The sequence below is a fragment of the Pseudomonas sp. Con_6 genome (assembly GCF_059379395.1).
Genome location: NZ_CM182011.1, coordinates 970,134 through 985,334, shown reverse-complemented (window position 1 = coordinate 985,334; position 15,201 = coordinate 970,134). Strand labels below are relative to the sequence as shown.

Annotated in this window: 14 protein-coding genes and 1 other RNA gene; 11 read left to right on the top strand and 4 right to left on the bottom strand. The window is 62.3% G+C overall.

All coding sequences use genetic code 11. The features are described 5' to 3' along the window. Positions 1-88: 88 nt before the first annotated feature. Positions 89-655: a nucleotide exchange factor GrpE gene (grpE, locus tag AC5QPF_RS04570; protein WP_458975171.1), complete on the bottom strand. Its 567-nt coding sequence runs from the start codon at positions 653-655 to the stop codon at positions 89-91. A gap of 227 nt (positions 656-882) precedes the next feature. Between grpE and recN the strand changes: the two genes are divergently transcribed. Continuing rightward, entirely contained in the window at positions 883-2,556 is a 1,674-nt protein-coding gene (gene recN, locus AC5QPF_RS04565; protein ID WP_494962200.1) for a DNA repair protein RecN, read from the top strand. 59 nt (positions 2,557-2,615) lie between these two features. On the opposite strand, the gene fur is transcribed toward recN, so the two are convergent. Continuing rightward, positions 2,616-3,020: a ferric iron uptake transcriptional regulator gene (gene fur / locus AC5QPF_RS04560; protein WP_042125706.1), complete on the bottom strand. Its 405-nt coding sequence runs from the start codon at positions 3,018-3,020 to the stop codon at positions 2,616-2,618. A 97-nt stretch (positions 3,021-3,117) separates the two neighbouring features. Between fur and AC5QPF_RS04555 the strand changes: the two genes are divergently transcribed. Beyond that, positions 3,118-3,642, top strand: coding sequence for an outer membrane protein assembly factor BamE domain-containing protein (locus AC5QPF_RS04555; RefSeq protein ID WP_494962199.1), 525 nt, complete (start codon positions 3,118-3,120; stop codon positions 3,640-3,642). A gap of 59 nt (positions 3,643-3,701) precedes the next feature. Here AC5QPF_RS04555 and AC5QPF_RS04550 read toward each other — a convergent pair whose 3' ends face one another. Next, positions 3,702-4,136, bottom strand: coding sequence for an SRPBCC family protein (locus AC5QPF_RS04550; protein ID WP_494962198.1), 435 nt, complete (start codon positions 4,134-4,136; stop codon positions 3,702-3,704). A gap of 219 nt (positions 4,137-4,355) precedes the next feature. Here AC5QPF_RS04550 and smpB point away from each other — a divergent pair, with 219 nt between their 5' ends. Further along, positions 4,356-4,838, top strand: a complete 483-nt coding sequence (gene smpB, locus AC5QPF_RS04545) for an SsrA-binding protein SmpB (protein ID WP_476744423.1) — start codon at positions 4,356-4,358, stop codon at positions 4,836-4,838. 129 nt (positions 4,839-4,967) lie between these two features. Here smpB and AC5QPF_RS04540 read toward each other — a convergent pair whose 3' ends face one another. Then, the gene (locus AC5QPF_RS04540) at positions 4,968-5,735 is read right to left on the bottom strand and encodes a GntR family transcriptional regulator (protein ID WP_494962197.1); all 768 of its coding nucleotides are present in this window, start codon (positions 5,733-5,735) and stop codon (positions 4,968-4,970) included. Between the two features lie 254 nt (positions 5,736-5,989). Between AC5QPF_RS04540 and AC5QPF_RS04535 the strand changes: the two genes are divergently transcribed. The 8 genes from AC5QPF_RS04535 (at position 5,990) to AC5QPF_RS04500 (ending at position 15,044) form a co-directional block, all read left to right on the top strand. Next, positions 5,990-7,654, top strand: a complete 1,665-nt coding sequence (locus AC5QPF_RS04535) for a lactate permease LctP family transporter (RefSeq protein WP_494962196.1) — start codon at positions 5,990-5,992, stop codon at positions 7,652-7,654. Between the two features lie 71 nt (positions 7,655-7,725). Further along, complete coding sequence (gene lldD, locus AC5QPF_RS04530) at positions 7,726-8,871, top strand: FMN-dependent L-lactate dehydrogenase LldD (RefSeq protein WP_494962195.1); 1,146 nt, start codon at positions 7,726-7,728, stop codon at positions 8,869-8,871. A gap of 78 nt (positions 8,872-8,949) precedes the next feature. After that, positions 8,950-11,760, top strand: coding sequence for an FAD-linked oxidase C-terminal domain-containing protein (locus tag AC5QPF_RS04525; protein ID WP_494962194.1), 2,811 nt, complete (start codon positions 8,950-8,952; stop codon positions 11,758-11,760). A gap of 132 nt (positions 11,761-11,892) precedes the next feature. Beyond that, a complete protein-coding gene (locus tag AC5QPF_RS04520) occupies positions 11,893-12,171 on the top strand; it encodes a PA2433 domain-containing protein (RefSeq protein WP_494962193.1) in 279 nt (92 codons plus the stop codon). A 93-nt stretch (positions 12,172-12,264) separates the two neighbouring features. Next, positions 12,265-12,656, top strand: a transfer-messenger RNA (tmRNA) gene (ssrA, locus tag AC5QPF_RS04515). Positions 12,657-12,782: 126 nt separating this feature from the next. After that, complete coding sequence (locus AC5QPF_RS04510; RefSeq protein ID WP_494962192.1) at positions 12,783-13,109, top strand: type II toxin-antitoxin system PrlF family antitoxin; 327 nt, start codon at positions 12,783-12,785, stop codon at positions 13,107-13,109. Next, entirely contained in the window at positions 13,106-13,531 is a 426-nt protein-coding gene (locus tag AC5QPF_RS04505) for a type II toxin-antitoxin system YhaV family toxin (protein WP_494962191.1), read from the top strand. The genes AC5QPF_RS04510 and AC5QPF_RS04505 overlap by 4 nt, the downstream gene beginning before the upstream one ends. 211 nt (positions 13,532-13,742) lie before the next feature. Beyond that, the gene (locus tag AC5QPF_RS04500) at positions 13,743-15,044 is read left to right on the top strand and encodes an MFS transporter (protein ID WP_494962190.1); all 1,302 of its coding nucleotides are present in this window, start codon (positions 13,743-13,745) and stop codon (positions 15,042-15,044) included. Positions 15,045-15,201: the final 157 nt, after the last annotated feature.

Sequence of the window (15,201 nt, the reverse complement as noted above, 5' to 3'; positions counted from 1 at the left end):
AACTTTGGATTTGGTTGCCGCAGCGGTGGTTGCCAACTGCGGTAGCACTTAAACGCTTGACACCTAGATGGGGGTCAGCCGGCTAATTTCAAGCCTTCTCGTCGATCGAAGGCGAAACAGGCGCCGGGGACTTGCTGACCACGACCATGGCCGGGCGCAGCAGGCGTCCGTTAAGCTGGTAACCCTTCTGGAACACCTTGAGCACGCTGTTCGGCTCGACCTCGGCACTTTCCTGCATGGCCATCGCCTGGTGCAGTTCGGCGTTGAACGGTTCGCCGTGCGGATCGATGGCTTCGAGGTTGAAGCGCTTGAGGGTGTCCTGGAACATCTTCAGGGTCAGCTCGATGCCTTCGCGCATCGGACGGATGCTTTCATCGTCCGCGCTGGACAGTTCCAGGCCGCGCTCCAGGCTGTCGATGACCGGGAGAAGATCGCCAGCGAACTTCTCCAGGGCGAATTTGTGCGCCTTTTCCACGTCCTGCTCGGCGCGGCGGCGCACGTTCTGCAGGTCGGCGGCGGTGCGCAGGGCCTGATCCTGGGCGGCGGCCACCTGCTCTTCGAGCAGTTGCACGCGCGCTACCAGTTCCTCGGTACCCGCGTTGGCGGTGGTTTCAGCGTTTGGATTCTGTTCGTCCAGCTTCTGCTCATCAGCCATGAATTCTCTCCTCTCAATGTCGTCAGCGAGCTCGACTCGCGCATCTGCCGGCCTATATGGGGGCGCAAACAGCGGCTTCAAGGGGGATTGAACAGCAATGTGCGGGCGACATAACTGTCCGCGATCAAAAGCAGTCGCCGTCGAGCGAATCGGACTAAGGGCGGGCATTGTCAGAAAAAACAAAAACACTGTATAAATAACCAGACCTTTTTCTGGGAGCCGCCCGCATGCTGGTGCACCTGTCCATCCACAACTACGCCATCGTCGAACACCTCGACCTCGAACTAGCCCGCGGCATGAGCGTGATCACCGGCGAAACCGGGGCCGGCAAGTCGATCATGCTCGACGCCCTCGGCCTGACCCTGGGCGATCGCGCCGACAGCGGCGTGGTGCGGCCCGGCGCGGACAAGGCGGACATCCTCGCCACCTTCGACCTGGGCGACATCCCCGAGGCTCGCACCTGGCTCGCCGAGCGCGACCTGGACAACGACGGCCCGTGCATCCTGCGTCGGGTGATCACCACTGAAGGCCGCAGTCGCGGCTACATCAACGGCACGCCCTGCCCACTCGGCGACCTCAAGGCGGTAGGCGAACTGCTGATCGATATCCATAGCCAGCACGAGCACCAATCGCTGCTGAAGACCGACACCCACCGCCGCCTGCTCGACGAATACGCCGGCGCCACCGATCTCGCACGCCAGGTACAGCTTGCTGCGCAGCGCTGGCGACAGACCCGGGTCGAGCTGGACCGCCTGTGCAACTCCGGCGACGAGCAACGCGCCCGCCACCAGTTGCTCAGCTACCAACTGGAAGAACTGGACAACCTCGGGCTGGGCGAGAACGAGCTGGAGCAATTGGAGCAGGAACACAAGAATCTGACCAATGCCGAGGCACTTTTCGGTATCTGCCGCCAGGTCATCGAGCATTGCAGCGAGAGCGACTCGGGCAATGTGCTCAGCGCCCTGACTGCCAGCCTCAATCGCCTGACCGCAGTGCAGAACGCACCACGAGCCCTGGGCGAAGCCGTGAACCTGATCGCCAGCGCGCAGATCCAGGTCGAAGAGGCCGTGGGTGAGCTCAACCGCTTCCTCGACAATTTCGATGCCGACCCGATGCGCCTGCAGCAACTCGAAGAGCGCCTCGACACCCTGTACACCCTGGCGCGCAAGCACCGCATCCACCCCAGCGAGCTGATTTCCCTGCAACAGCGCCTGGGCGAAGAACTGGAAAGCCTGAACGCCAACGACGAATCCATCGACCGCCTGGAAGAAGAACTCAAGGCCTACGCCCGCCATTATCAAGAGAAAGCCGGCGAGCTCAGCGCTCTACGCCAGACCGCAGCCGGCCAGCTCGCCGCCGCCGTGGAGCAGGAAATCCAGCGCCTGGGCATGCCGGGCGGACGCTTCTGCATCGAGCTGCGTCCCGGCAACGACAAGGACCTTCACCCCCACGGCCTGGAGCAAGTCGAGTTGCTGGTCAGCGCCAATCCGGGCCAGCCAATGAAGGGCCTGGCAAAAGTCGCCTCGGGTGGTGAGCTGTCGCGGATCAGCCTGGCGATCCAGGTGATCACCGCACAGACCTCGCGCATCCCGACCCTGGTCTTCGATGAAGTAGACGTGGGTATCGGCGGCCCGACCGCAGAAATCGTCGGTCAGTTGCTGCGCCGACTCGGCGAGCGCGGCCAAGTGCTGACCGTGACCCACCTGCCGCAGGTTGCGGCGCAGGGCCACCATCATCTATTCGTGCACAAGGTGCGCAACAGCGACGCAACCCACACGGCAGTCGCCAGCCTGGGCAAGCGCGAGCGGGTCGAGGAAGTGGCGCGGATGCTCGGCGGCATCGACCTGACCAAGGAATCCATCGCCCATGCGAAAAAGATGGTGGTAACCAGCAAGGGTTGATCACCCCAAAACAAAGAAGGCGACCCGAGGGTCGCCTTCTTTGTTTCTATCGCAAGTTGTTACTTCTTCTTGCGGACGTACAGCACCAGATTATGGTCAACCAGCTCATAACCGTGCTGGGCGACGATTTCCTTCTGACGCTTCTCGATTTCAGGATCGAAGAACTCGATCACCTCACCGGAATCCACATTGACCATATGATCGTGGTGGCCGCCGTCCGCCAACTCAAATACAGCGTGACCGCCGTCGAAGTTGTGACGCACGACCAGGCCCGCCGCCTCGAACTGGGTCAGGACACGATAGACCGTGGCCAGGCCGACGTCTTCTCCAGCTTCCATCAATGCCTTGTAGACATCTTCAGCGCTCATATGGCGCTGCTCGGTGGAGTCGAGCATCTGTAGGATCTTGACTCGAGGCAGGGTCACCTTGAGACCGGCTTTGCGCAGTTCGCTATTTTCAACCATGGTCAGCTTTCTCGCCGATGCTGCTTCGCAGCTTCTCTGAATACGGGTATGATCGGGGTTTACGTTGTCCAGCCAAGATAGTGGAAGTCGCCCACCGATGCAAAACACCAAGCTCTTGCTAACCAGCCTCACCCTCGTGGGACTGCTCGCACTCGCCGGTTGCTCGTTTCCCGGGGTTTACAAAATCGACATCCAGCAGGGCAATGTCGTAACGCAGGACATGATAGACCAATTGCGCCCCGGAATGACCCGTCGGCAAGTAAGGTTTATCATGGGTAACCCGCTGATCCAGGACACCTTCCACACCAATCGCTGGGACTATCTGTACAGCCTGCAGCCCGGTGGCGGTGAGCGTCAGCAAGAGCGCATCAGCATCTTCTTCAACGAGAACGACCAATTGGCCAGCCTGTCCGGCGACTTCATGCCGGGCGTGAGCCGCGACCAGGAAATTCTTGGCAACGAAAGCAACACCACCGTCAGCCAGCCGGAACAGAAACAATCCCAGCCGGCAAAACAGGAAAAACCTGCCCGCCCAGGCTCGCTGGAAGAAAAGATCCAGCGCGACGTCGACACCATCGAAGTCATGCCGGTCCCAGTCCAGGAACCGCTACGCACCGAGTAATTTCGGACCGCGCAATAAAAAGCCCGAACATGTTCGGGCTTTTTTGTGTCCGCTCGGCGTCAGCCGTTGAGCTGCTTGGCACGCTGGCAGAACGCATCGACCAAGGTATTGGCGGCCTGGTTGAACAATGGCCCCAGGGTCGCCTTCACCAGAGCACCGGAATACTCGAAGGACAGGTCAAGGCTGATCTTGCAAGCCTTATCCCCCAGCGGCTTGAATACCCACAAGCCATGCAACTGGCTGAACGGGCCTTCCTCAAGGTTCATCTCGATCGACCGTCCCGGCACCAGCACATTGCACGTAACGAAATGCTGACTGATACCGCCCTTCGCCACCTCGACCTTGGCACGCATGTGGCTCTCGCTTTCTTCAAGCACCGTGCTGCCCGAACACCAAGGCAGGAACTCTGGATAGCGCTTTACATCATTGACCAGATCGTAGAGTGCCTGAGCGGGATAAGGCAGCAGGGCCGACCGTTGAATATGGGTAGTCATCCAGGCGTCATGTCCAAAATCGAGTGAAAACGAGCGAAAAAATGAAGCGGCGACACTAGAACAAAGAATAGGACGCCTAGCAACCAGCCTATTGCCACATAGCAAGCGACAACAGATTCACCGTGAAAAATCCGCGCATTGTCCGGGATTCATCCCAATGGCTCAAGCACACAGGACCCCGTAGCCGACGACGCAACGACTGCCTATAATGCCGCCCCTATGGCCAAACAAAAGAAACATCCGACAGGGACCATCGCGCAGAACAAGAAAGCGCGACACGATTACTTCATCGAACACAAATTCGAGGCCGGACTGGTCCTGTCCGGTTGGGAAGTAAAAAGCCTGCGCGCTGGCAAGGCTCACCTGGTGGACAGCTACGTGCTGCTCAAGGACGGTGAAGCCTGGCTGATGGGCAGCCACATCACTCCGCTGACGACCGCCAGTACCCACGTCATCGCCGACCCGACCCGCACCCGCAAGCTGCTGCTGAACCGTCGCGAGCTGGAGCGTCTGTTCGTTGGCGTGCAGCAGAAGGGCTACACCTGCGTCGCGCTGTCCATGTACTGGAGCAAGCACTTGATCAAGTGCGAGATTGCTTTGGGCAAGGGCAAAAAGGAATACGACAAGCGCGATACCCAGCGCGAGCGTGATTCCGATCGCGAACTGCAGCGCGCGGTGCGTAACAAAGGGCGGGAAGACTAGTTCTCCTGCCCCCCAGGGCCTAATCGCTGGCAAGCCAGCTTCCACAAGGATCTCCATTGCTTTCAAGAGCACTGTGGTCCCTGTGGGAGCTGGCTTGCCAGCGATGGGGCCGTCACTGACGAAGCAGAATCAACGCCCCTTGCGCCGCTCCGCCCGCGCCACCCGCTGCACTTCCTGCCGCACCTCTTCCAGCACCTCCTGCACATACAGAATGTGCCGGCTCGACACCTCACGCGCATCCTGCGCACGTCCTTCGACGATCGCCAGATAAAGATCGCGGTGCTGACTGATCAGCATGTCGCGCGTCTCCGAACGCTGCTTGTACATGCCGCCGATATTGGTCACCACATTGCGCTTGAGCAGATCGAACAGCCCACGGATGGTATGCAGCAACACCGCGTTATGACTGGCCTCGGCAATCGCCAGGTGGAACCGCGCATCAGCCGCGCCCTCCTCGGCCCGGCTCACTTCGTCATTGCGGGTATAGCAGTCCTGCAAGGTATCGAACGCCGCCTTGAGCCGCTCCCGATCGACATCGGTTGCGCGCATCGCCGCGTAATAGGCGCATGACGCCTCCAGGGTATGGCGAAACTCCAACAGGTCGCGCTGAGCTTCCGGATTGCTTTCGAGCAGGTGCAGCAAAGGATCGCTGAAGGTCGTGCCCAACGCCTCGGCCACATAGTTGCCTCCACCCTGGCGACTGACCAGCATGCCCTTGGCCACCAGTTTCTGTATCGCCTCGCGCAGTGACGGCCGGGAAACCCCGAACTGCTCAGCCAGCGCCCTCTCCGCCGGCAACCGCTCGCCGGCGGTCAAGGTGCCCTCAAGAATCATCCCTTCCAGCCGCTCGACGATATCGTCGGACAAACGGCGCTGGCGGACCTGATCGAAAACCATCACGTGCTCTCCACAATCCCGAGTCAGTTCGGGGGCGCCTATTCTGGCGCATCCAGCCCTTCGCTACACCCATCAGTTGGCAAGTTTCCTTACCACTCAGTCAGCACCTTCCCACGCCCTTCGACGAAAGTTTTGCGGGGACAAATTGACACACCCACAGGGAGGCTTTTAACCTAGCGCCTCGACATTGTAAATTGGTATTACCAATTAACCAATGCCAGTGCCTGACCAACAACAATTAGGGGCCATCCCACATGCAAACCTGGCAACAACTCTATAGTCCGCTTGGTAGTCTTGGCCTGTCCGCCCTGGCGGCGGTCATTCCAATCGTCTTCTTCTTCCTGGCGCTGGCCGTGTTCCGACTCAAGGGACACATCGCGGGCAGCATCACCCTGGCCCTGTCGATCCTGGTGGCGATCTTCGCTTTCCAGATGCCTGCCGACATGGCGTTCGCCGCTGCCGGCTACGGTTTTGCCTATGGTCTGTGGCCCATCGCCTGGATCATCGTCGCTGCGGTGTTCCTCTACAAACTGACGGTCAAGAGCGGCCAGTTCGAAGTGATCCGCAGCTCGGTGCTGTCGATCACTGACGACCAGCGTCTGCAGGTCCTGCTGATCGGCTTCTGCTTCGGCGCCTTCCTGGAAGGCGCGGCCGGTTTCGGTGCGCCGGTTGCCATTACCGCAGCCCTGCTCGTCGGCCTCGGCTTCAATCCGCTGTACGCCGCCGGCCTGTGCCTGATCGCCAACACCGCGCCGGTGGCCTTCGGCGCCCTGGGCATCCCGATCATCGTGGCCGGCCAGGTCACCGGTATCGACGCCTTCCACATCGGCGCCATGACCGGCCGCCAACTGCCGCTGCTGTCGCTGTTCGTGCCGTTCTGGCTGGTGTTCATGATGGACGGCCTGAAAGGCGTGAAGGAGACCTGGCCTGCCGCTCTGGTCGCCGGCCTGAGCTTCGCCGTCACCCAGTACTTCACCTCGAATTTCATCGGTCCTGAACTTCCGGACATCACCTCGGCCCTGGCCGCGCTGATCGCCCTGACCCTGTTCCTCAAGGTCTGGCAGCCGAAGAACTCCTTCACCACCGCCACCGCCAGCGTCGGCGCAGCCGTGGTCAAGGGCGGCAGCCAGCCGACCCCGTACAGCCTGGGTGAGATCTTCAAGGCCTGGTCGCCGTTCCTGATCCTCACCGTGCTGGTCACCATCTGGACCCTGAAACCGTTCAAGGCTGCCTTCGCCAGCGGCGGCGCCATGTACAACTGGGTGTTCAACTTCGCCATCCCGCACCTGGACCAACTGGTGATCAAGACCGCACCGATCGTCGCCAACCCGACGCCGATCCCGGCGGTGTTCAAGCTCGACCCGATTTCCGCCACCGGCACCGCGATCTTCCTGTCCGCGCTGATCTCGATGGTGGTCCTGAAGATCAACTTCAAAACTGGTCTGACCACTTTGAAGGAGACCTTCTACGAGCTGCGCTGGCCGATCCTGTCCATCGGCATGGTCCTGGCCTTCGCCTTCGTCACCAACTACTCGGGCATGTCCTCGACCATGGCCCTGGTCCTGGCCGGCACCGGCGCCGCGTTCCCGTTCTTCTCGCCGTTCCTCGGCTGGCTGGGCGTGTTCCTGACCGGTTCGGACACCTCGTCCAACGCCCTGTTCAGCTCGCTGCAGGCCACCACCGCACACCAGATCGGGGTCAACGACACCCTGCTGGTCGCGGCCAACACCAGCGGCGGCGTGACCGGCAAGATGATCTCGCCACAATCCATCGCCGTGGCCTGCGCCGCCACCGGCCTGGTGGGCAAGGAATCGGACCTGTTCCGCTTCACCCTCAAGCACAGCCTGTTCTTCGCCACCATCGTCGGCCTGATCACCCTGATCCAGGCGTATTGGCTGACCGGCATGCTGGTTCACTAAAGTGACAGGGGCCGGGCGCTTTTCCCAAGCGCCCGGCAGTTGCCTTCTCACACAAATAGTTGCGAGATCTCATGATCATTTCTGCCTCCACCGACTATCGCGCCGCGGCCCAACGCAAGCTGCCGCCGTTCCTGTTCCACTACGCCGACGGTGGCGCCTACGCCGAGCACACCCTTCGTCACAACGTCGAAGACCTGGCCGGCATCGCCCTGCGCCAGCGCGTGCTGAAGAACATGTCCGAGCTGAGTCTCGAAACGCAGTTGTTCAACGAGAAGCTGAGCATGCCCGTGGCCCTGGCCCCGGTCGGCCTCACCGGCATGTACGCCCGGCGCGGCGAAGTGCAGGCCGCACGTGCGGCGGCGGCGAAAGGCATCCCCTTCACCATGTCCACGGTGTCGGTGTGCCCGATCGAGGAAGTCGCGCCGGCCATCGACCGGCCGATGTGGTTCCAGCTCTACGTCCTGAAGGACCGCGGCTTCATGCGCAACGCCCTGGAACGGGCCAAGGCCGCCGGCGTCACCACACTGGTGTTCACCGTCGACATGCCCGTCCCGGGTGCCCGCTACCGCGATGCCCACTCCGGCATGAGCGGCCCGAACGCGCCGCTGCGTCGTGTCTGGCAAGCCATGACCCACCCCCAATGGGCACTGGATGTCGGCCTGCTGGGCCGCCCCCACGACCTCGGCAACATTTCCAAATACCGTGGCAACCCTACGGGCCTGGCCGACTACATCGGCTGGCTGGGGGCCAACTTCGACCCATCCATTTCCTGGAAAGACCTGGAATGGATTCGTGATTTCTGGGATGGCCCGATGGTCATCAAGGGCATCCTCGACCCCGAAGATGCGAAGGACGCCGTGAAATTCGGCGCCGACGGCATCGTCGTCTCCAACCACGGCGGCCGCCAGCTCGACGGCGTGCTCTCCAGCGCTCGCGCCTTGCCCGCCATCGCCGACGCGGTGAAGGGCGACCTGAAGATCCTCGCCGACTCCGGTATCCGCAGCGGCCTCGACGTGGTGCGCATGATCGCCCTCGGCGCCGACACCGTGCTGATCGGCCGCGCCTTCCTCTACGCCCTGGCCACCCACGGCGAAGCCGGGGTGAAGAACCTGCTGGAGCTGTTCGAGAAGGAAATGCGCGTGGCCATGGTGCTCACCGGCGCCAAGTCGATCAGCGAGATCACCCGCGACTCGCTGGTCCGCGAACTGGGCGCCTGAGCGCGCCCGCCTCACCCTACCGCCTGATTGACCGGGGCACGCGGCGCGCCAGACGCCGTGGCCCCGCGAGGAGACTGCATGAGCCTGCCCGCCGCGTTCCTGCGCGATGCCGAGCGCCTGATCCCCGCCGACCGCCGCTTCGACGACGCCACCTCGACCCTCGCCTTCGGCACCGACGCCAGCTTCTACCGGCTGATTCCCAAGCTGGTGGTGCGGGTCGAATCCGAAGACGAAGTGGTCGGCCTGATCCAGCTCGCCCAGCGCGAGCGCGTCCCGGTGACCTTCCGCGCCGCCGGCACCAGCCTGTCCGGCCAGGCCATCAGCGACTCGGTGCTGATCGTCCTCGGCGACAACTGGAACGGCCGCGAAATCCGCGGCCAGGGCGAGCAGATCCGCCTGCAGCCCGGCGTCATCGGTGCCCAGGCCAACGCCTGGCTGGCGCCGTTCGGACGCAAGATCGGGCCCGACCCGGCCTCGATCAACGCCTGCAAGATCGGCGGCATCGTCGCCAACAACGCCAGCGGCATGTGCTGCGGCACCGCGCAGAACACCTATCACACCCTCGCCGGTCTGCGCCTGGTACTGGCCGATGGCACGCGCCTGGACAGCGAGGATCCGGCCAGCGTGGCCGCCTTCCAAAGCAGCCACGCCGACCTGCTGCAGGAGCTCGCCCGCCTCGGCCGCGAAACCCGCGCCAACACCGCGCTGGCCGAGCGCATCCGGCACAAGTACCGGCTGAAGAACACCACCGGCCTGTCGCTGAATGCACTGGTGGACTACGACCAACCGCTCGATATCCTGCAGCACCTGCTGGTCGGCTCCGAAGGCACCCTCGGCTTTATCAGCGCAGTGACCTACGACACCGTTCCCGACCACCCGCACAAGGCCTCGGCGCTGATCGTCTTCACCACGGTGGAAAGCTGCTGCCGCGCGGTGACCGTGCTCAAGCAGCAACCGGTGTCCGCCGTCGAGCTGCTGGACCGCCGCAGCCTGCGCTCGGTGCAGGACAAGCCGGGCATGCCGGAATGGGTGAAAGGCCTGTCGGCCAATGCCTGCGCCCTGCTTATCGAATCCCGCGCCGCCAGCCAGACGCTGCTGCACGAACAGCTGGCGCAGATCATGGCGTCCATCGCCGAGTTTCCGCTGGAGCAGAAGGTCGATTTCAGCGAGGACCCGGCGGTCTACAACCTGCTGTGGAAAATTCGCAAGGACACCTTCCCCGCCGTCGGCGCAGTGCGTCAGACCGGGACCACGGTGATCATCGAAGACGTCACCTTCCCGGTCGAGCAACTGGCCGAGGGCGTCAATCGCCTGATCCAGCTGTTCGACAAACACCGCTATGACGAGGCGATCATTTTCGGCCATGCGCTGGAAGGCAACCTGCACTTCGTCTTCACCCAGGGCTTCAACAGCGCCGCGGAAGTCGCTCGCTACCAGGCCTTCATGGACGACGTGGCGCAACTGGTGGCGGTGGAGTTCGGCGGCTCGCTGAAGGCCGAGCACGGCACCGGGCGCAACATGGCGCCCTTCGTCGAGCTGGAATGGGGCCGGGATGCCTACGAGCTGATGTGGAAACTCAAGCGCCTGCTCGACCCCAACGGCATCCTCAACCCGGACGTGGTGCTCAGCGAAGACCCGGATATCCATCTGAAAAACCTGAAACCGCTGCCGGCCGCCGACGAGATCGTCGACAAGTGCATCGAGTGCGGTTTCTGCGAGCCGGTGTGCCCGTCCAAGGGACTGACCCTGAGCCCGCGCCAGCGCATCGTCATGTGGCGCGATATCCAGGCGAGGAAACGCGCCGGCGAAGACACCTCGGCCCTGGAACGCGACTATCAATACCAGGGCATCGACACCTGCGCCGCCACCGGGCTGTGCGCGCAACGCTGCCCGGTGGGCATCAACACCGGCGAGCTGGTGAAGAAGCTGCGCGGCCGGGCTGCCCACCACGGCAAGACCGCAGACTGGCTGGCAGAGAATTTCCATACCGCGCTGAGTGGTGCACGCCTGACCCTGCGCGTCGCCAACGGTGCGCGCCGGCTGCTTGGCGCGCCGCGCCTGGGACAGATCAGCCGGTCGCTGAGCAAGGTCAGCAACGGTCGCTTGCCGCAGTGGACGCCCGCCATGCCGCAACCGCTGAAGAACCCGGTCGCCAGCATCGCCGCCAACGACGCCCGGCCACGGGTGGTCTACCTGGCCGCCTGCGTGTCGCGGGTCATGGGCCCTGCGGCGGGTGACCGCGAGCAGACCTCGCTGCTGGACAAGACCCGTGGGCTGCTGGAGAAGGCCGGCTACCAGGTGGTCTTCCCGGAGAACCAGGACAGCCTCTGCTGCGGCCAGCCATTCGCCTCCAAGGGCTACGCCGAGCAGGCCGAGCACAAGCGCCAGGAACTGATCGGCGCCCTGCTTCACGCCAGCCGCGGCGGCCTCGATCCGATCTACTGCGACACCAGTCCGTGCACCCTGCGCCTGGTCCAGGACCTGGCGGAAACCCGGCTCGACCTCTACGACCCGGTGCGCTTCATCCGCACCCATCTGCTGGACAAGCTGGAGTTCACCCCGCAGGAAGCGCCGATTGCCGTGCACGTGACCTGCAGCACCCAGCACCTGGGCGAAAGCCAGGCGCTGATCGACCTGGCGCGCCTGTGCAGCAAGCAGGTGGTGATCCCGGAGGGCATCCATTGCTGCGGCTTCGCAGGCGACAAGGGCTTCACCACGCCGGAACTCAACGCCCACTCGCTGCGTAGCCTGAAGGACGCGGTGCAGTATTGCGAGGAAGGGATTTCCACCAGTCGTACCTGCGAGATCGGCCTGTCGACCCATGCAGGGATCGACTACCACGGGCTGGTCTACCTGGTGGACCGGGTAACCCGTGCGCGGGCGATCTGAGACGCGTCCGACGACCGGTTGGGAAACAAGCCAACCGGTCACGATATTCCTCTGAACTCCCTGGCGAATGGCGCAGTCCACCCATCAGGCCCGACGTTTCCCCGGGCCACTCTTTCAGCCAAGGAGATTCACATGAAGCGTACTGCGATTACCGGACTGTTCATGGCCGCCACATTGCTTGCCTCCCCTGTGTTCGCGGCGGATGACCTGTGCACCGCCAACCTGCAGAAGATCGACGATCAGCTGGCCAGCCTCGGCGCCACTTCCGAAGACCTGGTCAAATCGGTCAAGGAGCAGGCCGACGATGCGCGGGCCGCGAAAACCGCCGGCAACGACAAGGACTGCATTGCCCTCACCACCAAGGCCCTGCAAGACCTGCAGAACACCACCAAGGGTGGTGGCAGCGAGTGAGCCAGAGCGTCCGGGCGATGGTATACGTCGCCCGGATGATGGCGTATACTCCGCCCTACGCGCTTGAGAAAGCGCCAGCTTAGCGTTGAAAATGGGGCCGATTAGGATTCGACGCCGGTCACGAAACTCTAGGTGCATGCCGAGTTGGTAACAGAACTCGTAAATCCACTGTTGCAACTTTCTATAGTTGCCAATGACGAAACCTTCGAGGGTTACGCTCTCGCTGCGTAAGCAGCCGAGCCCGCCCTTCTGGTAGCTTCGGCTCCAGCAATCATCAGGGGATGCCTGTAAACCCGAAATGATTGTCATACAGAACAGGATCGCCGTGCAGTACGTTGTGGACGAAGCGGCTAAAACTTACACAACTCGTCCAAAGCACCCTGCCCGTCGGGCGGCTGCGGATTAACTCAATAGACACGGCTAAGCATGTAGTACCGACAGCGGAGTACTGGCGGACGGGGGTTCAAATCCCCCCGGTTCCACCAAATACTCAGAGAAGCCCGCCTTGTGCGGGCTTTTTTGTGCCTGCCTGCCATACGTCAGCCTCTTGTTGCTCAGACAATGCAGTCGCATTACCATCCGCCCATCCTCAGCATCAGCCGGAGCAGGGCATGATCAGCACACTCGAAGTCGAATCCACCCTCACGGACCGTTATCAAACGACTGTTCCGGAAACCGTGCGTCGTGCGTTGCGCCTGAACAAGCGGGACAAGATTCACTACACCATCCGCCCGAACGGTGAGGTGATGCTCACCCGGGTCGAGCCCCAGGAGGATGATCCCGTGATCGGCGAGTTCCTGAATTTCCTGGCGAGCGATATCGCACGTCACCCTCAGAACCTCAAAGCCCTCGACACTGAATTCGTGGCACGTCTTCAGGCCTTGGTGAGTGACGTGGAGATCGACCTCGATTCCCCCTTGGCCGAGGAAGACGAATGACGGCGGAGCCCTCACCTCGACTCGTTGCTCATGGATGGACTGTTTTCGCCCACCCGCTCTTCCTCGATCAGCTTGAAAGCCTGATGCGACAGGTCGAGTCGCTGAGGCAGAAAAACCCCACAACCTACCTTCAGAAGAACGCCACCAAGCGCCTTGCTGCCATCACCCGACTGGCGTTCGACATCATTCCCCAAGACCCGGGAAAGCCTGAGTACCGCCAAGGCGAAGACCACAAGCACTGGTTTCGAGCCAATCTCTTCCAGCAGCATCGGTTGTTTTTCCGGTATCACGGGCCGAGCAAGGTAATTGTTTTGGCCTGGGTGAAAGACGAGAGCAGCGACGACGCCTACCCCGCAGCCTTTGCGGAAACCGGCGCGCCGAACAGCGGCAAACGCCGAACGAGATCGTACAACAAAGCATAAAACCCATTCCCGCCGCCATCCGACGTACCTCAAATCCAGCTAAAACCCTCAAGACATGCCGTTTCGGTAATAACCCCAGCACGCTCATACCGAAATAATGTTGTACGACGACACACAACATGCCATCCTTGCCTTGAAACAATTTGTCTCAAATCGCTCTGCCAGCGCCGGGACAAGCATTCGCACCTCTAAAAATAACTCCAGGTGATCCATGAAAATAAAAGGCATCCGTTGGTGGATGGTCAGCCTTGTCACGGCTGGGCTTGTCGTCAACTACCTCGCCCGCAACACCCTCTCGGTGGCTGCCCCCACCCTGATGACCGACCTTTCCATCACCACCGAGCAATACGCCAAGATCGTCGCCGCCTGGCAGTTCTGCTATGCGCTGATGCAGCCCATCGCCGGCTGGCTGATCGACTTCATCGGCACCAAGATGGGCTTCGCCGTGTTCGCCCTGGCCTGGTCGGCCGCCTGCGCGGGCGCCGCCATGGCGACGGGTTGGCAAAGCCTGGCGTTCATGCGCGGGCTGTTGGGGATGACCGAAGCCGCCGGCCTGCCTGCCGGGGTCAAGGCCACCACCGAATGGTTCCCGGCCAAGGAACGCTCGGTCGCGATCGGCTGGTTCAACATCGGTTCGTCGTTCGGCGCCCTGCTCGCTCCGCCCCTGGTGGTGTGGGCGATCCTGCACAGCGGCTGGCAACTGGCGTTTGTCCTGGTCGGGGTTGCGGGTATCGTCTGGACCTTGCTGTGGATGTGGCTGTACAAGCAACCGCGCGACCAGAAACGCCTGAGCGACGAGGAACGCGAGCACATCCTGTCCGGCCAGGAAGCCCACTTCAAACAGGAAAAACGCGAGAAAGGCGCCTGGAAGAAGATCTTCAAGACCCGCAACTTCTACGCGATCGCCTCGGCGCGCATCCTTTCCGAGCCGGCCTGGCAGACCTTCAACGCCTGGATCCCGCTGTACCTGATGACCGAACGGCACATGAACATCAAGGAAGTGGCGATGTTCGCCTGGCTGCCGTTCCTGGCCGCCGACATCGGCTGCGTGCTCGGCGGCTACCTGAGCCCGTTCTTCCATCGTCACTTCAAGGTGTCGCTGTTCACCTCGCGCAAGCTGGTCCTGCTGTTCGGCGCCAGCTGCATGATCGGCCCGGCCTGCATCGGCCTGGTAGAAAGCCCGTACACCGCGATCCTGCTTCTGTGCATCGGCGGCTTCGCCCACCAGACCCTGTCCGGCGCGCTGTATTCGATCACCTCCGACTCGTTCACCCGCGACCAGGTCGCCACCGCCACCGGCATGGGCGGCATGTGCGGGTATCTCGGGGCGACCGTGTTCACCCTGGCCTTCGGTATCCTCGTCACGCAGATCGGCTACAGCCCGCTGTTCGTGGTGCTGGCGGCGTTCGACGTGGTGGCTGCGGTGCTGGTGTGGAAGGTGGCGAAGGAAGTGACTGCGGCACCTGCCCCCCTCCCGACGACTACCGCCGGAAGCAACCAGGCCATCGCCTGATCCCACAAAAGACAAGGGCCGCAATCGCGGCCCTTTTTATTGCTCAACGCGGCCCCTGTGGGAGCTGGCTTGCCAGCGATTGCGATGGTGAGTCCACTACCGTAATCGCTGGCAAGCCAGCTCCCACACAGTCCTCGCTAATCCAATGAGTTATGTT